The organism is Archangium minus (assembly GCF_044360475.1).
GTDB classification, from domain to species: Bacteria; Myxococcota; Myxococcia; order Myxococcales; family Myxococcaceae; genus Archangium; species Archangium minus.
The window spans coordinates 5,250,735-5,270,747 of sequence record NZ_CP043494.1; the positions used below are offsets into that span (position 1 = coordinate 5,250,735).

Annotated in this window: 15 protein-coding genes; 10 read left to right on the forward strand and 5 right to left on the reverse strand. The window is 68.7% G+C overall.

What is annotated here, in order from left to right:
- Window positions 1-26: 26 nt before the first annotated feature.
- From F0U60_RS21815 to F0U60_RS21835, 5 genes are all read left to right on the forward strand, one after another.
- On the forward strand, window positions 27-2,339 hold the full coding sequence (locus F0U60_RS21815) for a lantibiotic dehydratase (protein ID WP_395822891.1): 2,313 nt from the start codon (window positions 27-29) through the stop codon (window positions 2,337-2,339).
- Window positions 2,336-3,844: a hypothetical protein gene (locus tag F0U60_RS21820; protein WP_395822893.1), complete on the forward strand. Its 1,509-nt coding sequence runs from the start codon at window positions 2,336-2,338 to the stop codon at window positions 3,842-3,844. The genes F0U60_RS21815 and F0U60_RS21820 overlap by 4 nt, the downstream gene beginning before the upstream one ends.
- Window positions 3,841-6,132, forward strand: coding sequence for a lantibiotic dehydratase (locus F0U60_RS21825; RefSeq protein ID WP_395822895.1), 2,292 nt, complete (start codon window positions 3,841-3,843; stop codon window positions 6,130-6,132). The genes F0U60_RS21820 and F0U60_RS21825 overlap by 4 nt, the downstream gene beginning before the upstream one ends.
- Window positions 6,133-6,135: 3 nt before the next feature.
- Window positions 6,136-7,242: an NAD(P)/FAD-dependent oxidoreductase gene (locus tag F0U60_RS21830; protein ID WP_395822897.1), complete on the forward strand. Its 1,107-nt coding sequence runs from the start codon at window positions 6,136-6,138 to the stop codon at window positions 7,240-7,242.
- A gap of 152 nt (window positions 7,243-7,394) precedes the next feature.
- Window positions 7,395-8,555 carry a hypothetical protein gene (locus F0U60_RS21835; protein ID WP_395822899.1) on the forward strand — a complete coding sequence of 387 codons (1,161 nt, stop codon included), beginning with the start codon at window positions 7,395-7,397 and terminating at the stop codon, window positions 8,553-8,555.
- 367 nt (window positions 8,556-8,922) lie between these two features.
- On the opposite strand, the gene F0U60_RS21840 is transcribed toward F0U60_RS21835, so the two are convergent.
- Window positions 8,923-9,687, reverse strand: coding sequence for a spermidine synthase (locus F0U60_RS21840; RefSeq protein WP_395822901.1), 765 nt, complete (start codon window positions 9,685-9,687; stop codon window positions 8,923-8,925).
- A gap of 139 nt (window positions 9,688-9,826) precedes the next feature.
- On the opposite strand from F0U60_RS21840, the gene F0U60_RS21845 reads away from it, so the two are divergent.
- From F0U60_RS21845 to F0U60_RS21860, 4 genes are all read left to right on the forward strand, one after another.
- Complete coding sequence (locus tag F0U60_RS21845; RefSeq protein WP_395822903.1) at window positions 9,827-11,428, forward strand: collagen binding domain-containing protein; 1,602 nt, start codon at window positions 9,827-9,829, stop codon at window positions 11,426-11,428.
- A 146-nt stretch (window positions 11,429-11,574) separates the two neighbouring features.
- Window positions 11,575-12,246 (forward strand): VWA domain-containing protein, encoded by a 672-nt coding sequence (locus F0U60_RS21850; protein WP_395822905.1) that lies wholly within the window; start codon window positions 11,575-11,577, stop codon window positions 12,244-12,246.
- Window positions 12,247-12,262: 16 nt separating this feature from the next.
- Window positions 12,263-13,039 carry a PP2C family serine/threonine-protein phosphatase gene (locus F0U60_RS21855; RefSeq protein WP_395822907.1) on the forward strand — a complete coding sequence of 259 codons (777 nt, stop codon included), beginning with the start codon at window positions 12,263-12,265 and terminating at the stop codon, window positions 13,037-13,039.
- 59 nt (window positions 13,040-13,098) lie between these two features.
- Complete coding sequence (locus F0U60_RS21860) at window positions 13,099-15,465, forward strand: SH3 domain-containing protein (protein ID WP_395822909.1); 2,367 nt, start codon at window positions 13,099-13,101, stop codon at window positions 15,463-15,465.
- Between the two features lie 4 nt (window positions 15,466-15,469).
- Here the strand turns inward: F0U60_RS21860 and F0U60_RS21865 are convergent, their stop codons facing one another.
- From F0U60_RS21865 to istA, 3 genes are all read right to left on the reverse strand, one after another.
- Window positions 15,470-15,934: a type VI immunity family protein gene (locus F0U60_RS21865; protein WP_395822911.1), complete on the reverse strand. Its 465-nt coding sequence runs from the start codon at window positions 15,932-15,934 to the stop codon at window positions 15,470-15,472.
- Window positions 15,935-16,033: 99 nt separating this feature from the next.
- On the reverse strand, window positions 16,034-16,792 hold the full coding sequence (istB, locus tag F0U60_RS21870; RefSeq protein WP_395822913.1) for an IS21-like element helper ATPase IstB: 759 nt from the start codon (window positions 16,790-16,792) through the stop codon (window positions 16,034-16,036).
- 145 nt (window positions 16,793-16,937) lie between these two features.
- Window positions 16,938-18,422, reverse strand: coding sequence for an IS21 family transposase (gene istA / locus F0U60_RS21875; protein WP_395825379.1), 1,485 nt, complete (start codon window positions 18,420-18,422; stop codon window positions 16,938-16,940).
- Between istA and F0U60_RS21880 the strand changes: the two genes are divergently transcribed.
- Entirely contained in the window at window positions 18,421-19,056 is a 636-nt protein-coding gene (locus tag F0U60_RS21880) for a transposase family protein (protein WP_395822915.1), read from the forward strand. The two genes, istA and F0U60_RS21880, sit on opposite strands and share 2 nt — an antisense overlap.
- Before the next feature lie 502 nt (window positions 19,057-19,558).
- Here F0U60_RS21880 and F0U60_RS21885 read toward each other — a convergent pair.
- Window positions 19,559-19,891, reverse strand: coding sequence for a sigma factor-like helix-turn-helix DNA-binding protein (locus F0U60_RS21885; RefSeq protein WP_395822917.1), 333 nt, complete (start codon window positions 19,889-19,891; stop codon window positions 19,559-19,561).
- Between the last annotated feature and the right edge of the window lie 122 nt (window positions 19,892-20,013).

Here is a 20,013-nt window from a genome sequence, read left to right on the forward strand (position 1 = left end):
GCCCGAAGGGCTGGGGTGCGTCACCCATGAAGGGCTGGACTCTCTTTCCTCACCTCGTGGTCCGCACCACGGGGTTTCCCTTCGAGCGGTTGGAGGGCCTTCGCTGTCCCGAGGCTGCAGCGAGTGCTCGGAAGCTGTGGGCCGAGCAGCGTGAGCTGGAGGCGCTGAAGGCGAGCGGTCCGCGCCTGCGCCGGCCTCCGCCCGCTGTGTTGGCGGCGTTGAAGGCCGGGCGTCCGGTGGCTGTGGAGGGCCTCGAGTCCCCCGAGTTCTTCTCCGCCTACAACGTCCATGCCCAGGCCGCGCAGGAGGCTGCGGCGACCTTCGAGGCGGCATTCACCCGCGAGTCCGCCCGAGTCGAGGAGGCGCTTGCGGCGCTACGCACGGAGCCCCGTTTCCTCGAGGCGGTGGCCAGCTCCAGCCCCCCGGTGGCGAGGGATTTGATCGCCGGCAGGGAGGGGGCGCGGCTGAAGCGGCAGGTGGCCAGCTACCTGCAGCGCCTGTGCGCGAAGAACGAGACGATGAGCTTCTTCGGCCCCATCAACTACGGCCGGGTGGAGTCCGACGCTCCCTCGGGAGTCACGGTGCGCTGGTCCGGCCCGGAGTTGCTCGTGGGGCGCAACACCTTTGCCGCCTCGTGGTTGGTGCTGGGGCTGGTGCGCGCGATTGCCGCCGATCCGGAGGTAGCGCCCTGGCTCGTTCTGCGCCTCAAGTCCTTCGCCTCGCTGCCTCCGAGCAAAGGAGCGGCGCCCCGCCCCGCGAGCATGGAGGAGCTGCTTCCGAGGCTGGTGGAGGCCGTGGATGGGACGCGGCCCCTGTCGGCCCTTCGCGAGGCGCTCGGGGTGGAGTGGCCGCTGCTGCTCGAGACCGTGGGCTTCGGCCTGCGACGTAACCTGTTCACCCATCAGCTCGAGGTGCCCGCGGCGTCGCACCACCCGCTGGAGGAGCTGGCCGAGCGGCTCGCCGGCCTTCCTGGCCCCGCGGCACGTGGGCACCTGCACGAGCTGGAGGGATTGCTGCGGCTGATGGCTCGCTACGGCGCGGCGGATGCGGCGGCCAAGATGGCGCTCAACGAGGAGATGGCGAAGCGCGCTCGAGAACGCTGGAGCGTGGCGCCACAGGCCCCCGCTACGACGTCTGCCGAGGGCCATAACTTCTACCAGGACCGACTCCCGATGCGGGAGGAGTGCGGCGGAGACCTGCGTCTCACGTTGGGCGGCGAGCGCGCTCGGGAGCTGACGCGGCGGCTGGAGCCAGCGCTCGGGTTGATGGGCGAGGCGGCACTGCGCACGCGCGAGGCGGCTCGCTCGGCCGTGGCAGCCCTGATGGGCGCGCGGACGGTGCCATTCTGGAAGGTGGTGGCTGCGTACGGGGAGCGGCCGTTGCCCTATGACACCACCGTGGCCTCGGCGCTCGCGGCGGCCATCACGGACCCGGCGGCACCTTGCGTGGAGCTGGATCCAGCAGTGCTTCCCACGCCTCGTGCGGACGTGGCGCTGCCGATCGTCACCTCGATTGATCTGCTCGTAGGGGCCTCGGACGTGGAGGCCTGGAGCCGAGGCGACTACGAGCTGGTGGTGGGGGACGTGCATGACACGGCCTTGGTGTGGGGTTGGGCGCTGCAATTTCACGAGGAGCGCAGGAGGGTGGAGAGCGAGATGGTGCGGGCCCTCGGGGCGCTGCGTCGGCCGATGCCCTTCGTCACCGTGCTGGCCTCGCGGCGCACCGGCCTGCTGCCCTCCGAGTTCCCCGGGCCCGTCGTCGAACTGGGAGGCGTGAGTGCCCGGGCCTCGGCGTGGCGGTTGCCCTTCGATGACCTCCAGGTGGAGAGCGACGGGCGCACGGCGCGCCTGGTGTCCACGCGGTTGGGCTCGGAGGTGTGCCTCTACAACGGCGAGATGGAGAGCCTGGTGCAGACGGCCTTCGCCCTGCCACGTGTCCGGCCCTTGCGAGTCTCGCTGGGTGCGCACACGCCCCGGTTGGTGCTCGGCGGCGCGGTGATTCAGCGCGAGCAGTGGAAGCTGGAGACCTCGGATGGGGAGGCGCTCCTTGCGTGCAAGGATGACCGGGCTCGGCTCCGGACGGCGGTGGCCATCTGGGCGCGCAGGGGGCTGCCGGACCATGTGTTCGCGAAGTTCCCTGGCGAGCGCAAGCCGGTGCTCATGGACGTGCGAAGTCCGGCGCTGCTGCGTGTCTTCGTCAACCTGCTCGAGCAGAAGGGCGAGGTGATGCTGTCGGAGATGCGTCCCTCGCCCGAGCAACTGTGGCTAGGCGCGAAGGGCGGGCGGCACACGGCGGAGCTGCGCTGCTGCTTCCTGTGGGGAACGGAGTCGCGAGAATGAAGCTGCTTGTGCTGCCTCCGCACCGTGACGTGACGTGTGTGCCGGATGCTCCCGAGGGCTGGCAGGTGCTCGACGTGGCGCGCGCCTTCTGCCAGCGCGTGATGGCGCCGGAGACCCTGGCCCGAGTGGTGGAGGCTCGGGAGCGAGCGCCCGCCACGCCCGAGACGATGCGGGAGTTGTTGCTGCTGCGCGCCGCGCTCGTGTTGAGGAAGCGGGAGAGGGCGGACGCGCTGCGGCCCCTGCGGACGCTGGGCGCGGTGCTGACGGCGCTCTCCGGTCCACCGTCAGGCGTGCGCCTGCGGTTGGATGACATCGAGCTGGAGGGCGGCACCACCGAGCGCTCGGCCGATGTGCTGCGGAGTGTTCAGCGGCCCGCGCTCTACGATGAGGACCTGGCCCGTGCGGTGGATCACTTGCCGAGTGCAGAGCGGGTGCGGCTGTGGTTGGAGAAGGATGTGCAACTCCCGGCGGCGGTAGCGCTGGCAACGGCGTGCCCGGCGTCAGTTCCGCTGGAGGTCGCGGGCCCCTTTGTGACGACCTATCGCGCGGTATTGGCGACGCTCCCTGTCTTCCAACGGGCCTTGTTCCCTGAGGACGCAGCGCCCCTGCGTTGGCGAGTAGCGGCGCTGGACGCGGCGGAGCCGGGGCCGCTCACCTGGGTCCCTGAGAACGTGCGTCCACCAGCGGACGGAGGGCCCTGGGCGGGCCATGTGCCGCTGGGGGCGCTGCTTGAGCCCGAGGCTCTCGTGACGAGCGGTTGTCGCACGGCGGTGGTGGGCTTCTGCACGATGGACGAGGGTGGGGTCTTGGGCAGTGACGGCGTGCGCGTGCCGCTGGAGTCATTGGCTGCCTCGGTGGAACGTCTGCGCTCGGCAGGGGCTCGAGTGGTAGCGGAGTGGTGGGTGGGCGCTCCGGGTGTGGACGAGGCTGCGCACGAGCGGACCTTCGCGCTGCTCGGCCAGCGACCCGTGTTCGATTGGGTGTCGGGAGTGAGGCCGTTCCACTGGACGCGCGGGCGCCCTGGCGAGGACTTCGCAGGCGTGCCGGTGCACTTCCTCTCACTGCCCGAGGGTCGAGATCTGGTGCGCACGGTGCCCTTCGAGGCCTCGGGGACAGTGCCTCACGCCCGCCTGCCGGAGTTGCTCACCTCATTGGCGGGGAGGCTGCTGCAACGCGCCCCGCTCAGCCCGGGCCGAGTCGCCTGGGCCTCCATTCATCCGCCGAGCCCAGGAGTGCCTGGCGGCGACCGAGTACGGCTGGATGGAGACTGCGCGCTGGTGCAATTGCCAGCAACGCTCGACGGCGTGGTGAAACCTTCCTGGTACGCGGCGAACCTGCGCACGGGTGGGGTGCTGGCCATGGACGCGCGGCTCGCGCCGATGGTGGCGGGGGCGGAGCATCCGGTGCCGGTGGGCGAGCTCTTCGCGACACTGCCGGAGGCACAGCGCGGCAAGGTGGAAGCGGCACTGGTGGGGCGGGCGGTCCTTGAGAGGGTACACGCATGAGCGAGCGCTGGACGCTGGGCGAGGTCTTCGTACTTCGTCACGCGGGTTTCCCTTTCGATTGGCTGGAGGGCCTGGGCTTCACGGAGGGGCTGCGCTCCGAGGTAGCGGCGTTGCTCGAGGACGAGCGAGCGCTGGTGGAGGCCGTGCGCATCACCGCGGGCGACGAGGCGGCGAGGACGGCGCGTGAAGCACTGGAGCGGGGCAAGGAGCCCTCGCTCAAGCCGAAGTACGGGCCCGGGTGTGCACAGGCGCTGGAGCGCTACCGTGCGCGCCGGGTTTCATTGTCGGCCCGATACACGGAGGAGCGACAGGCGTTGCGAAGACGTCTGCGCGAGCGGGCGGCGGATCCCTCCATCCAGGAGGCAGTCTTCTTCTCCAACCCGGCCATGTACGAGAACGTCTGGTCGCGCTACCTGGAGGGGGAGTCGAAGCCAGACAACTCGGATGCGCGCCGGGTGGAGCGACAGGTCTACACATACCTCCAGCGCTTCTGCGCGAAGAACGAGACGACGAGCTTTTTCGGCCCCATCGCCTACGGCGAGTGCGATGGAGACGGCGGCTCGGACGTGCGCGTGGTTCCGAGTGGGAACACACGGCGGCGCACCTTCCTCACCTTCTGGGCCATTACCGAGCTCGCGCGAGCGGTGGCGCGGGAGCGCGGAGTGCGCCCGTACTTGCCGCTGCGTCCCAACCCGATCTTCAAGGTCGAGGCGGGCCGGGCGAGCTGCTCGCCGTTGAAGTTGGAGGTGGCGCTGTCTCCGGAGGCGGAGCGGCTGCTCGAGGTACTGCCCACGGCTCCGACGCTGGACGCAGCCTCGCGAGCACTGGGTCTTCCGGTGGAGTCGGTGGAGCGGCTCGTGGTGCCGCTGGTGAAGTCCGCGGTGGTGCTGCTGGGGCTGCCCTTCGTTCCCAATGACTTTGGTGCCTTCGCGAGCCTGCGTGAGGCCGTGGCTGCGCTGCCTGGTTCGGAGGCCCGGGAGCGCTGGTTGTCGCGGCTGGACGAGCTGGAGCGCCTGCGTGCAGCATTCGAGGAAGCTGGACTGGCCCACCGCCGGGAGTTACTCCAGACGTTGGAGACGCGCTTCACCGAGTACACAGGCAAACCCGCGCGGAGAGGCGAAGGGCAGGTGTACTCGGACCGGCTCATCCTTTACGAGGAGGCGTCCTCGCCCTTCCGGCTGAAATTGAGCCGGCGCTTCAGCGAGGAGATGGCGGCGAAGCTGTCCGGGGGACTGGAGCTCTCGGCGGCGTATGGGGACAGCGTGCAGCGCAGCTACCGCGAGCAGGTGCGGGACGCGCTGGGCCCAGAGGAGCGCCCGCTGGACTTCTTGGAGTATGCGGTGCGGCTGCGTCCGGACCAGGTGTCGGGGAGTCGCTTCGCGCCAGTGCCGCCCATCCAGCTCGACGAGGACCTGTCGCGAGCCCGGACGCTGCCGGAGGACTTCCTGGGCAACTCCAAGCCGGGAGGCCGCTATGCGTTGCCGGACGTGTGCCTCGCGGCGACCGGAGGCGGCTACGAGGTGCTGCTCGCCCGCGTGCACCATCACCTGTTGCTGTGGAGCTGGCTGAGCGCCTTCTACCCGGACCGTGCGCGCTACGAGTCGGTGGCGGGGCAGTGGCTTCAGGGCGAGCCGGCGGCGAAGGGATTGGTGGGGCTGGCCATCCGCCGCCGCAACAAAGGCTTCTACGTCTTCCCGGGGCGGCGGCTGGTGTACTCGGTATCGGACGTCCTGGACGTGGAGCAGGGCGCCCTGAAGCCACACGATGTGAAGGTTCTGCCCACGCCCGAGGGCCCGGTGCTGACGGACGGGGAGGGGCAGCGGCTGTCGCTGTACATGCCGCTGGACGACTTCAACACGTACCCGCCGTTCGCAGCGCTGGCGCACCCGCAGGTGCTGCACGCGAAGCTGCGAACCCAGGGCCGACACCTGCCGAGGCTGAGCATCGGCGGCGCGGTGTACCAGCGGGAGCGGTGGGAATTGCCGACCACCTCGTTTTCACAGGTGAGCGGGATGGACTTGCTGCTCGCGGTGGAGCGCGAGCGCCGAGCGAGTGGCTGGCCTCGCTTCGTCTTCGTGCGCAGCACTACGGAGCGCAAGCCGTACCTGATCGATACGGCCTCCCCGTTCGCGCTGGAGCTGCTGCTGTACCTGTCGCGCGCGGCGGAGCAGCTCTCGGTGGAGGAGATGTACCCTGCACCGGAGCAGCTGTGGCTGAAGGACGAGCGGGGCCGCTACACCTGCGAGATGCGGATGCAGGCGGTGCGCTGGAGCGAGGAGCGAGGCTGACCGATGAGCGCGACCTGGGACGTCCTGGTTCTCGGAGCCGGAGTAATGGGCCTGTCGGTGGCACGCCGGCTGGCGATGCTGGGGGCGCGGGTGACGGTGTTGGATCCGATGGATCCAGGAGGGCAGGGCTCAAGAGCTGCGGCGGGGGTGGCGATTCCCTCGGTGCGGCTGCTGGACGACCCGGACATGCTCGCCTTCACGAGGGCGGCGCATGGGGCGTTGGCAGAAGAGCTGGCCTCATTGGGTGACGGCCTGCACCTGCGCCGGGGCCAGGGCGTGCTCCGGGTGGCGATGGACGCGAAGGGCCGGGACGCGCTCGGACAGAAGGCGGCGATCCATCCCGAGTGGCTGGGAACCTGGACGGACGCGCCGCGCGTGGTGGAGCTGGAGCCGGCGCTGGAGGGCACTCCCATCCTCGGGGCCTTCCTGACCGAGCAGGGCTTCATGGTGGACACGGAGGCCTACCTGAACGCGCTGTTGCACGACCTGCACCGGAGGGGCGTGCGGGTGCGCCTGGGCGAGGGCGCGCGAGCGGTGTCCGAGGTTGAGGGCGGAGTAGAGGTGCGGACGGAGCACGAAACGCTCCGAGCCGGGAAGCTGGTGGTGTGCGCGGGAGCGTGGTCCGGAGGAATCGCTGGGCTGCCGCCGTTGCCAGTGAAGCCCATGCGAGGGCAGATGCTGACGATCTTCCACCCGGAGGTACGGCTCACGCGGGTGGTATCGGGGCCCACGTACCTGGCGCCCTGGCGCATGGGGGAGATCGTGGTGGGCGCGACGGAGGAGGACGTCGGCTTTGCGTGCCACGTGACGCCGACGGGCCTGATGCACCTGGGAGCCACGGTGGCGAAGCTGGCGCCGAGACTGCGCGAAGCCCGCTTCGGAAAGGCCTGGGCGGGACTGCGCTCGGTGACACCCGGGGGCAAACCGCTCATCGGCCGCTATCCGGGGACGAAGGCAGTGCTAATTGCCAGCGGGCACGCGGGGCAGGGCATCCTCACGAGCGCACTGACGGGCCGTGCCGTGGCCGAGCTCATCGAGTTCGGGCGCAGCGATATTGCCGCTGCCTTCGCGCCGGAGCACGTGCTCGCGACGGCCCCGGGACAGACGTAAGCGCATCCGCTCGAAGGACGAATGTCGCAGTCAGGACTCAGGCGGACGGCATCAGGATGAATGGCTCCGTTGCGAAGTGAACTAGCTTTACGCTGCGGTTCTATAGGGCCGCCTTGAGCTGCACTTAGTCACAACCGAAAGGACGAAACGCCATGTATTGCAGAATCCAGCCCAGCTTCGATTGCAAGGCCCATGAACGAGTACGCGGACATCTCGTGAGACGGTTTGTACTTGAATCCATCAAGCGATTCTCGCTCATCGCCATCCTTTTGAGCTGCGGTACCGTAGCAGCCCAGGGTTACCTCGCGGGGGCTTGGTACGTTGGCAACGCCAGCCAGATCGACCGGCTTGAGGCCCAGGGCTTCAATCTGCTCCTACTCGACAGGGGAGACTTCTCCCAGCCGACCCCGCCCGCCGGGGGATGGGCTCGTGACCGCAATGCCCATATCGATGACATGCTAGCTGCTTTGGATACAGGCTCGATGGCGGTGCTGCCGCTCGACATCTATCCGTTCTATACACAGAACTGGTTTTCGCCAGAGGGGATGTGCCAATTCGTAAAGAAGTACGGCTCACATCCGAAGGTCTACGGGTTCATGCTTCGTGACGACGTCAACATCAAGGACAACGTAGGGGGATGTGCCTCCGCTCAAGATGGGGACGTGACTTGCCCGAGAATCAGCCTTTGGGTAGTGCGCTGGCTCAACCAGATGATCAGGGGTACAGCGGGTCAAGCCAACGACTGCAATGGTGGCGCCTCTGCAAACGATCTCGCCCCAGGCAAGAAGGTCATGGTCACCTTCCTCTTCGACCCATCCCAGAACACGAATGGGCACAAATACCGATGGTTCGATCCCAAAAATGTACCTCCGAACTTCTTCACCCCGGGCGACACTTGGGACATCATCCTGCCCTACTGGTACTCGCATCGTTACGGGGTCGGGCCGCAGCAGGAACTCAACGAGATGAACACGTTGTATAAAGACATGGCGTCGGTCCTGAATACACGGTACACGATTCCTATCCTCCAGGCCGTGGACGAACCCTACAATGCCACCCAGGATGTCCTGAACCTGCTGGCCCCTGCCACTCCGATGAATTCGCAGTACTGCCGTTTCCGCACCCATGGTGTGGTGAACCCGAGTGGTACGCGGGCGATCATCTTCTTCACCGCGAATGGCGGGCTGAACAACCTGCTCCATCGTGACGGTGTCGAGGATATCTCCCCGAGCAATTACTATTACTGGGAGGCGGGCAAGACTATCCAGCTCCACAAGAACAACATGGAAAGTGGCGCAACCTGTCTATATTAAGCAGCGCTCACCGTGGAGTGATTCAGAGCGTCTAACAAAAATAGGAGTTGGGCCCTCCCGCCACAGAGGTCGCACCTCTCAATATAGATTTTTGTTAGGCGCTCTCTGCGCGAGATGCGCGAGCGCATCCTCGAGGACTCCATGAAGGAGTGGTACTCGCCCGCCTAAAGAGCGCTCAGGACCAAGGTCAACAGGCCGGTTCTGCTCCAACGCGGCAAAGTGGGACTTGGCTCGACACTGTCATTCGTTCGTACCGGCTCCTTTGGTCTCCATCTGCTCAGCTCACGGTCTCCGCCGAGCAGGGCTTCTGTCCGCCCTCAATCCCCCTGCAGCACATCGTTTGCCGGACGGATATGATTGGATGGTATCAATAGCCAGCGATCCGCTCGAAGGACACGACGCTCTCCGTCAGCGCCGGGAAGTCCAGTTCGCGCGCGAGCCTCCAGAGTTGCTGCCGGAACAGGGGCTCGGGGGGCAGCGGCTCCAGGGTGCCGACCAGGATGAGGTTGTTGTACGCCGAGGCTCCGCGCAGCTTCGCGCAGTCCTCGAACGCGCTGGCGAAGGTCTCGATTCGCTGGGCCACGTTCCTCGACTCCTCCAGCGCGATATTGAGCACCGCAACCCCGCCGGGTACGAGCCTGCTCCGCACGTCCTTGAGGAAGAGGGACTCCTTCAGGTGATCCGGCGTCCCGCTGTCCGAGAACGCATCGAGCAGGATGAGATCGTAGCGAGCCCCCTGCCGTGCCATGAAGCGGGCCCCGTCCCCCACGTGGATGTGGAGCCGGGAGTCCTCGCGGACGCCGAAGAAGCGCCGGGCCACGTCCACCACGACCGGGTTGAGCTCCACCACGTCCACCTGCGCGCGGCGGGGCAGGAGCCGGTGCATCAACATGGGGAACGCGCCTCCACCAAGCCCCACCACCAGCACCCGGGAGCGGCCCTTCGTGAGCGCGAGCCCGGCAGTGGCCACGCGCACGTAGTTCGTGGGAACCGCCAGAGGATCGCTCTTAAGGATGGCGCTCTGAAGGGTGCCGTCGGGGCTGTCGAAGCGGAGCGTGCGATAATCGCCCTCGTCCACCACGTACACGGTCCCGAAGGGTGAGGGGGCCTCGTGGACCACGGACAGCGGCACGTCTTCTCCTCCGGGAGAGGTTTCAGGGAGAATCGGTAGCACGACCCGGCGAAGGCCGCGAGCCCCCCTCCCTCAGGTCCCTGTCAGGGGTGGAGCAGGGTAGAGTCCGCTGCGTTTCATGACTGTAAGGGAGCTCTGGGTGTCGCGCCTGCTGGGAGCCGTGGTGGGAGTCTTCGTGCTCGTTATCTGGGGCTGTGCGCACGAGCCTGTGGCGCCTTCGAGCTCCGAGGCTTCCACTCCCCAGCGGACGCCTGTCCGGGAGCCGCTTCCCTCGGGTCCCCTTGTCCTCCGGGGAGTCGTGACCTGGGAGGGAAAGCCCGTGGCGGGTGTAACGGTAAGCGCCGTTCTCCATGCCGACGTGCCCCTCTCCGCGCGCGCTTGTGTCCAGGGTGAGCCCGGGACGACGATCCTCGACGCCGGGTGCGGAGCCATGAAGGGCGAGCTGGCCCAGACGGCGGACTGGCTCGGTCGTAGGTCGCCACTCCGCGAGACCGTGACGGATGCCGATGGCTGGTTCGAGTTCTCCAACCTTCGGGCTGCCACCTACGATCTCTGGGCCAGCGGACCCAAGGGGACCGCCTTCGTGGCCGCCATTCCCGCTGGAGCCAACGTGGCCCGGGTTCCGCTGGAAGCAGGCAGGCTTGTCACGGTGGATGTCGCGGATGGAAACTCTGGGCGGCCTCTTCCCGGTGCGCAGGTCGCGCTGCTTCCCCGGGCCGGAGGCTACGCCTTCCTGGCGACCTCGGACGCCGGAGGAAAGGTCGTCTTCCCTCGAGTCCCCACGGGCGAGTTCCACGCGGTCGCCTCCTTTCCCGGGCGCCTCGCGGATGCGGGCCCGGTAGGTGGGGACGCGCTGTCCCTCCGCCTGCACGTGCCTCGGACGCTCTCGGGCCGCGTGCTCCGGCAGGGGGAGGGGGTGGCGGGCCTCCGCGTCCAACTCGAGGGCGAGGGATGGCGGCGGCTCGAGGAGACCCGGGCGGACGGGAGCTTCCGGATGGAGGGCCTGCCACCCGGCCGCTATACGCTGCAGGTGCGCGAGGGGAGGGAGATCGCGACGGCGGCGGTGCGCATCCCCGAGGAGGGGGACTTCACGGACGCTCGACTCTCCCTGGAGCCTTGCGGCGAGGTGATCGGACGTGTCGCGCGTCCCAAGGGGGCACCCATTCAAGGGGCGGAGCTGGAGCTGATCCTCACCCGCGATGAGGTTTGGCGGAGGCTCGTCGCCACCACCTCCGCGGACGGACGGTTCCGTTTCGAGTGCGTGGATCCGGGCCAGGTGGGGCTCTCCGTCAAGGTTGCTGGCCACGTTCTCCCGAGCGAGCCCATGAAACGGGACCTGGCCGCTGGGAGCGCCCTTTCGGCGGACTTCGTCCTCCAGCCGGCAGCTCCGGCGCGCGGGCGCATTCTGGATCCGGGAGGACGGGGGATTCGAGGCGTTCGTATCCGCCTCTCCTCGCGCGAGGTGCGGAGCCCCCCCTCATCCGGGGAAGCGCGTGGCGAGGTCCCGCGGGGAGGCAGCGCCACGACGGCCGAGGATGGGAGCTTCGAGGTGGACGGGCTCGCTCCCGGCCGCTACGAGTACGAGCTCTCGCCGGATGAGAGCTTCTTCGAGACCCGGGGCGAGATACGTCTGCCCGCCACGAACCTGAAGCTTAAACTGCGCCGCAAGCCCGTGCCGACGGGAGTCCTGGAGCGCGGGTCCGAGCGCCTCCGGGCCAGCCTCTCCCTGCCCGGGGAGTGAGCGGCCTGGCGTCACGCAGTTGGCGTCCGGTGCCTGCCGTGTCGGGCATCCTTCCTGGTGTGCCTGTTCAACCCTGGGCCGCCCTGGTAGATCCTCGGTACCCGCCTGGGGGGGAGACCCGCCCCGCGCACCCGAGAGGGAGCCACGTGGCCGAGCAAGTACCGTTTGGAGCGTTGTCGTTCGCAGAGAACCCGGAGCCGCGCTGTCCGTGCGTGCTGCTGCTGGACACCTCCGGCTCCATGAACGGGCGCCCCATCGAGGCGCTCAACGCGGGGCTGCTCCAGTACCGCGACGAGCTGGCCGCGGACAGTCTGGCCTCCAAGCGGGTGGAGGTGGCCGTGGTCACCTTCGGGGGCCAGGTGCAGACGCTGCATGACTTCTCCACCGCGGACGCCTTCTTCCCCAGCACGCTGATGGCCGAGGGCAACACCCCCATGGGAGAGGCCATCGTCCGCGCCACGGACATGCTGTCGGAGCGCAAGAGCCTCTACCGGCAGAACGGCATCCTCTTCTACCGGCCGTGGATCTTCCTCATCACGGATGGGGGCCCCACGGATGCGTGGCAGTCCGCCGCCGAGCGCGTGCGCCAGGGCGAGGCCTCCAAGGCCTTCTCCTTCTTCGCCGTGGGCGTGGAGGGGGCCAACCTCGACGTGCTGAAGCAGATCTCCGTGCGCGAGCCGCTCAAGCTGGACGGCCTGCGCTTCCGGGACTTGTTCCAGTGGCTGTCCAACTCGCAGAAGGCCGTGTCCCGCTCGCAGACGACGGACGAGGTACGGCTGGCCAACCCGGCGGCGCCCGGCGGTTGGGCCTCCGTCTAGGGACAGGGCATACCGTATGTGGAGGCTGCTCCAGCAGTCCCTGGAGGGGACCTCGCACCGGCGCTCGGCCACGCCGTGTCAGGACAGCTGCGCGGGCACGGCCACGTGTCCGGGGCAAGAGTCCTTCCTGGTGGTGGCGTGCGCGGATGGTGCAGGCAGTGCCGGGCTGAGCCAGGAGGGCTCGGCGTTGGCGTGCCGGCGCTTCGTGGAGGTGGCCTGCGAGGCGCTCGAGCGCGAGGGCCCGGAGGTGGTGAGAGATCCGGAGCGGATTCGCGGCTGGTACCGGGAGGTGCGGCGGACGCTGGAGGAGGAGGCCACGAGGCGCGAGGTGCCGGTGCGCGAGCTGGCCTGCACGCTGCTGACGGCGGTGGTGGGGAAGCACGCGGCCGTGTTCGCTCAGGTGGGAGACGGGGCCATCGTCGTGCGCCAGGGCGAGGGCTACGTACCCATCTTCTGGCCCCAGGTGGGCGAGTACGCCAACACCACCTGGTTTGTCACCTCGCCGGACCTGGAGCAGGTGCTGCAGGTGGTGTGCGGGGAGCCGGTGGATGAGGTGGCCCTGTTCACCGACGGGCTGCAGATGCTGGCACTGCACTTCGCGTCGCGCTCCGTGCACCGCCCCTTCTTCGAGCCCCTGTTCACCGCGCTGCGCGGTGCCGCGCACCCGGAGGACCTGGTGGTGCCCCTGCGCTCGTTCCTGGACTCGCCCGCGGTGAATGAGCGCACGGACGATGACAAGACGCTCGTGCTCGCCGTCCGGGAAGCTCGTGCACCCGCCGAGGGGACGCCATGAGCTGCGGGTTCATGCCGTTGTCTGGGACGGGGCGCTCGTCCTCTCCGTGCGGGTAGGCCGTGTCGCAGACGCTCCTCTTCAACTCGCGAGGTGAGCGGATCGCCCTGGGCCCGGAGCTGGGACGAGGGGGAGAGGGCGCGGTGTATGCGCTGCCCCGGGATGCCCAGCACGTGGCGAAGGTGTACCTGTCGGCGCCACCGGCGGAGCAGGGGCAGAAGCTGCTGTGGATGGCTGCGAATGCGCCAAAGGGAGTGGAGAAGCTGGCGGCCTGGCCGCACGAGGTGCTGTACGAGGGCCGTGCTGGAGGTCCGGTGCGTGGCTTCACGATGCCCCGGGTGAACGGCTTCAAGCCCATCCACCTGCTGTACTCCACGGCGAGCCGCCGCAAGGAGTTCCCCACCGCGGACTGGGCCTTCCTGGTGCAGACGGCGCTCAACTGCGCCAGCGTCTTCGAGGAGCTGCACGCCCTGGGTCACCTGGTGGGGGACGTGAACGAGAGCAACCTGCTGGTGTCGCCGAAGGACGCCACGGTGCGGCTCATCGACTGTGACTCGTTCCAGATTCGGGCGGGGAGCCGGGTGTACCGCTGCGAGGTGGGCGTCCCGCTCTTCACGCCACCCGAGCTGCAGGGCCAGAGCTTCGCGGGGCTGGAGCGGACCGCGTCGCACGAGGGCTTCAGCCTGGCGGTGCTGCTCTTCCACCTGCTCTTCCTGGGGCGCCATCCCTTCACGGGCGTCTTCTCCGGACAGGGGGAGATGACGCCGGAGCGGGCGATCCGCGAGTTCCGCTTCGCCTACGGGCGCAACGCGCGGGCGCTCCAGATGACACCGCCGGCGATCCACCTGCCGCTGGCCACGCTGCCGGGGGAACTGGCCGGGCTCTTCGAGCAGGCCTTCGCGCCGGAGGCCTCGCGGACGGGGAGGCCAGGAACCACGGCGTGGTACCGGGCGCTCCAGACGCTGGCGCGAGCGCTGCGCACGTGCCCTCAGGAGCCCACCCACAAGTATCCGCAGCACCTGGCGGCCTGCCCGTGGTGCGAGATGATGGCCACGCGCGGGGTGGCCTTCTTCACCGCGCCAGGGAGCCAGGCGCCGACACAGGGCTTCACGTGTGGCTTCCCGGACATCGAGCCGCTGTGGCTCGAAGCGCAAAGGCTGTTGTCTCCGAACCTGACCGCTCCGGCCCCGGTTGCGCCGATGCCCGCGGTGCCAGAGTGGCTGCCGGAGGATCTCCAGGCGGAAGTGAACCGGGTCCGGCAGGCGAGTCTGGCCATGCTGGTGGGTGGCGTGCTGGCTACGGTGGGCTGGTGGGTGCTGGTGCTGGCGTCCTCGAGGGTGGGGCAGCTGATCCTGGTGCCCTCCTGTACGCTGCTGGCGAGTGCCTCGGTGCTGTGGTGGAAGGGGCGGAGGGACCTCCGACTCCCGGCGCTGATGGCCGAGCAGCAGGGCTTGCTCCGCCAGGCGGAGTCGGGACTGGCGGCGGCGCAGGCCGAGTACGAGCGCTTCAAGGAGGAGCTGAACCGGCTGGCGGAGCGGGCGCGCCAGCTGCTGCACGGGCTGCGAGCGGAGTACGGCAGGCTGCAGCCGGAGTACGAGGCCGAGCAGCGCCGGCAGCTCCAGCACCGTGAGGCGCTGCAGCGCGAGCAATTCCTGCGCAATGCGCTCATTGAGGATCAGGAGATCGAGGGCATCAAGCAGGGGCTGAAGTCAAACCTGGTGCGCTGGGGCATCGAGTCCGCGTACGACGTGCTGAAGGAAGACGTGAGGCAGGTGCCGGGGTTCGGCGCGGTGCGCTCGGCGAGGCTGGTGGCGTGGGCGAAGGAGGTGGAGAAGGGCTTCCGGTTCGATCCAAGCCTGGCGGTGAGCGAGGCGGAGCGGCGGGCGCTGGTGTCGCACTTCCTGCATCGCAAGGCCTCGCTGCGCTCGAGGCTGGAGGCGGAGGTAGCGCCGCTGCGGACGTGGTCGCAGGAGATGGTGAAGCGCTCGGGAGAGCTGGCGGCGAAGGTGGAGGGAGCACAGCAGCAGAAGATGAGGGCCACGCTGGGGATGCCCGCGGCACAACCGGCGATGGAGGTCGCGCTGAAGCCTCGGGTATGGGAGGACCCGCGCTGCGTGCTGGGACTGGTCGCAGCGGTGCTGCTGGGCGGACTGGTGGGCCTGATGACGAGGACCTCGGAGCGCACGGAGCCGATGAACGTGGCGAGGCCTCCGGTGGCACAGGCGCAGGTGGAGCACGAAATCCCAGCCGAGGTACTGCCCCAAGACTGCATGGCGCGGGAGAGGGCGACCACGGTGGCTCCGGTGCTGGAGCGGCTGTCGGCAGGGAGCCGGCTGGAGGTCGTGGCGGAGGAGGGCGGATGGCGCAAGGTGGTGCTGGCGAGCGGCCGCGAGGGGTGGACAGGCCCGGGCTGCTGGTCCGTGCCTTGATCACTCAGTCGAGGAATCGGCGCTCCCAGCGGTGCATCTCCTCTGCCGCGATGCTGTCCCGGCTGGGAGGCTCCTGGTAGAGCCAGGGCTCCAGCACGCGCGCCAGTTCGCGATAAAGCGGAAGGTAGCGGCCCTGCTCAGTGTCGCCCGCTTCGGGCCATTCTCCCAGGGTGACGACGGCCCGCTCGCCTTCCATCTCCTGGACGGTGATGTCCGGAGAAGAGAGACGGGAGCGCAGGCCCGCCGTCCCCCCCAGTTCGCCGAGCACGGGTTGGCCGAGGAATGTCAGCCAGGAGGGACCCTTCACCCGGGTGCCGATGTTCCAGGACAACCTCATCAAATTGGGAACATCCATCCCTGGGTAACGGAATCGGAGATGCTGAAGTTCCGGAGGGGTGCCGAGACGATTGAAGGCAAGGCCCGCATGGCCGGAGCAGAAGGGCAGCGGAGCGGCGAGCTCCAGTGCCAACTGCGTATTCCGGCGAAGTGGAACACTCGTTCCGGGCGAAGTGGAACACCCGTTCCGGCCATGTGGAACAGTCGGAGCGTCAGCGACGCTGGCCGGGGTTCACTTCGCCCCCTTCTTGGACCGGGTCAAATTCCTTTCCGGGTCGCGCACCGAGTCGCCGGTGAGCTTGAGGCGATGGGCGTTGTGCACCAACCGGTCGAGGATGGCGTCGGCCAGGGTGGGCTCGCCAATCACCGCGTGCCAGTCCTTGGAGTCGAGTTGGGAGGTCACCACGGTGGCGCCGGAGCCATACCTGTCCTCCAACACCTCCAGTAGTTCCTTGCGCTCGCTGGCGCCCAACGGCTCCAGGCCGAAGTCATCGAGAATCAGCACCTGGGCCTTGGCGAGCCTGCGCAGCAGGTGCGGGTAGGTGCCGTCGGCGCGAGCCTGCGCCAGCTCGTCGAAGAGACGCGAGGCGCGGCGGTACACCACGCTGTAGCCGTCGCGGCACGCCTTCTGTCCGAGCGCGCACGCCAGGAAGCTCTTGCCCACGCCCGTGGGGCCCGTCACCAGCACGTTCTGCGCCTGCGCCACCCAGCGCGAGGTGGACAGCTCCATTACCTGGGCCTTCGTCAGCCCGCGCGCCAGGCCGTAGTCTATGTCCTCCAGGCACGCCGTCTGGCGCAGCCGCGCGTTGCGCAGGCGCGAGGTGAGCTTCTTGTTCTCCCGGTGCACCCACTCCGCATCCGCCAGCAGGCCCACCAGCTCCGTCGGGCCCACCTGCGTGTCCGCTGGCCGCTCCATCCAGGTGCGCAGGTAGTTGGCCATGCCGTACAGCTTCATCGCGTTGAGCTTCGTAAGCGTCTGCTCCGTCAGCATCGTCTCGTCTCTTCGTTGGGGTTGTTGGGTGTTGCCGCGCCGGAGCGCGCCCGAAGGGCGCGCGCAGGCGTCCTCCGAGGTACCGGGCCGCGAAGGCCGACACCGCGGAGCGTTGTCCGCGCACCGTGGCCGGGCGCGCGAAGCGTCAGTGGTAGTAGTCGGCGCCGCGCACGTTCTCGTGCGCGGGCAGCGCTCCCTTGTCCTCGTGCGCAGCCTCCACCTCCTCGAGGTGGTGCTGGAGGATGGCGGCCACGGACTTGTAGCTGTAGGCGCGGTGGCGCAGCGCCCGCGCGCACGCCTTCTCCACGCGCTGCTGTCCGTGGCGCTCAGCCAGGCGGATGACGCCCAGGGCGGAGCGGAAGCCCTGCTCGGGGTGGGGCCGGCGCTTCATCAACTCCTCCACCAGCGCCGCCGTGCTGGGTCCCACCGTGGCGGCCCACGAGAGAATCCGGCTCGGCGTCCACTCCGCATATGCGCGGTGACTCTTGGGCATGTGCTCGGCCAACGTGGTGAAGCCGCCGCGCTGCTCGCCGCGCACGTGGCTGGCCACGCGCCGGCTGCCCAGTAGCACCTCCACGCATGACTGCGTGTAGCGCACCTCCACCTGCTGCCCCACCAGCCCGTACGGCACGCTGTAGCAGTGCCCCTCCAGCTCCACGTGGTAGTCCACGTTGACGCGCGCCTTCTTCCAGTGCGCCAGCTCGTAGGGCTTGTCCGGCAGCGGTTTGAGGGCCGCCCTCTCCACCTCCTCGAGGAGTTGCCGGCGGCTCTTGCCCAGCTTGCGCATGGGCCTCGTGTTCAACTTCTCCAGCAGCTCCGCCACCGCCTCGCGCACCTCACCCAGCGACGTGAAGCGCCGGTTGCGCAGCGCCGCCAGAATCCACCTCTCGGCCAGCAGCACCCCATTCTCCGCCTTCGCCTTGTCCCTCGGCTTGCGCGGCCTCGCCGGCACCACCGCGAAGCCGTAGTGCCTGGCCATGTCCGCGTAGCTGGGATTGATGTCCGGCTCGTACCGGTTGGTGCGCGTCACTGCCGCCTTCAGGTTGTCGGGCACCGCCATCTCCGGCACCCCTCCGAAGTACTCCAGCGCCCTCTGGTTGCACCCCACCCACGTGCCCACGTCCTCGCTGAAGACGGGCTCCACGTACGTGTAGTTGCTGGCCCCCAGCACCGCCACGTACAGCTTCGCCACCCGCACCTCACCGCTCACCGCGTCGTGGACTTGCAGCCCATCGCCGCTGAAGTCCATGAAGCACTTCTCCCCGGCCCGGTGCTCCTGGCGCATGGTGACGCTCACGCTCTTGGCCCACCGCGCGTAGCGCTCGCAGAACTGGCTGTACTGGTAGCCCTCCGGGTTGCCCTCCCGGTACTCCTGCCACAGTGTTACCGCGCAGCTTAGATGGGGGAGATCGGCCCGGGAACGGACCGACTGGATGATGGGAAGGGGGTTCGGGTCGTAGGGTGGCCCATCACCCAGGAGGTTCGGGTCAGAGCCTGACGGCCGAAGTAGTTGGGGCGCAGGAGGGCGGAGCTGAAACGGCGTGAAGCCGACCCCGACGTCCGGGCAAGGGCGGGGGAAGAGAAACAGGGGCAGGTACAGGCCAGGGCCCCGGGCTCCGCCAGAGGTGATGGAGAAGCAGACAGCAGGCCGTCAGCAGCTGGTGCGCAGTCGGGTGGGAGTGGACAGGTGGGAAGAGGCTCCGCCGAGTGTGGAAGCGGCACGGCCGGGGCAATGCCCGAGGTGTGGAGCGGCCAGCCGGCCAGTGGGAGCCGGCCTGGTGTTGCAAGGGCATGGCACACGCAGCCGTCAGGTGCGAGGTCCTGCCCAACCCGGGCAGCAGGCACAGGTGCGGGTGGTGCAGGTGCGGCGCTACCGCTGCCGGGCGTGTGGTGGCACGTGCACGGTGGTGCCCTGGGAAGTGACGTGGCGGAGGCTGTACTCGGTGGCGGCCATGGTGTGGGCCCTGGCGCTGTGGGGGTTGGTGGGGTTGGGGTTGGAAGCCGTGCGCCGCCTGGTCAACCCCTGGAAGCACACAGGCGCCAGTGAAGCCGGGCGCTGGCGCACGCCGCTGCGCTGGCTGCGCGCCGTGCACCAGGGGCAGCTGCTCGCACAGGTGCACGCCATGCGTCCCTGGCCGCCGCACTGGCACCCGCGCAAGGCCGCTGCCCACGTCGCCAGCGTCGTGGCCGGCTACGCCCCGCCCGCCGCTCCCTCCCCGCCCCTGAGCACGCAGGCATTCCTGGGCGCCGCGCGCGCTCAGTGAGGGACAGTCCTCAAGCCCAGGGCCCGACAGCTTCACCCACCCGACAAGTCCCCTTCCTGGTCCGCTCCCGGCCGGGCACGCTACAGGTATGCCCTGCGCCCAGGCCCTGTCGGCCCTGGGGCCGACAGGGCCTCCCCGGAGGCAGCACATGCGGTCGACCCTCACGGCATGGAGTCCGACTCGTGCTCCGCGGGCCATGGCCGCTGCTCGCCCCCTGGCTGGCGGGAGTGCCTGACGGCACCGGTCAGGGCCCTCGGCCTCAAACGGCAGGTCGACGCCGTCAGTCCCAATCCGGTGTGAGTCCAACGCCAGAAGCAGCGCACCAGTTGGAGCCCCGCCATGGCCCCTCATCGGCCGTGCCCTCCCCGCGCGCATGGAAGATGAGGGCTCCATCACCGGGCCTGCTCCAGTCCCGCTCATCTTCATCGATGCCCATCAGCCAGTCTGCTCCAGGCCCGCTCATCTTCATTGATGCCCATCAACCAGCCGGTCCAAATCTCCATCAACAAGCGTGCGCGGTAACACACAGCAGCAACTTGGTGACGCCCTTCTTCCTGAGCTCCGCGTGCACGTGCGCCCAGTCCGGCTCGGGCCGGCTCGCCACCGCTTTGCCCTCGTCCGCGAACAGCAGCGCCGTGAGCGCCGCGTCGTCGTCCAACTCCGGCGGCAGCGGCCAGCTCGTCAGCTTCGCCGCCTGCGCCCGGTACAGGTAGCGGTTGACCGTGCCCACTCCGATTCCCAGGCTCCGGGCAATCTCCCGCACCGACAGCTTCAGCTCCAACCTCTGCCTCAACAACTCTCTCAGCTTGCGCATGGACAGCCTCTCTGCCGCCATCAACACCTCCTTGGGGGGGGTGGTCAGAGGCGGCGGCTCGTCCAGCACCGTCAACGCTCCACTGGGTTTCCCATCCCGCCACCTACTTCCAGGGTGCGTTCCACTTGCCCGGAATCGGTGTT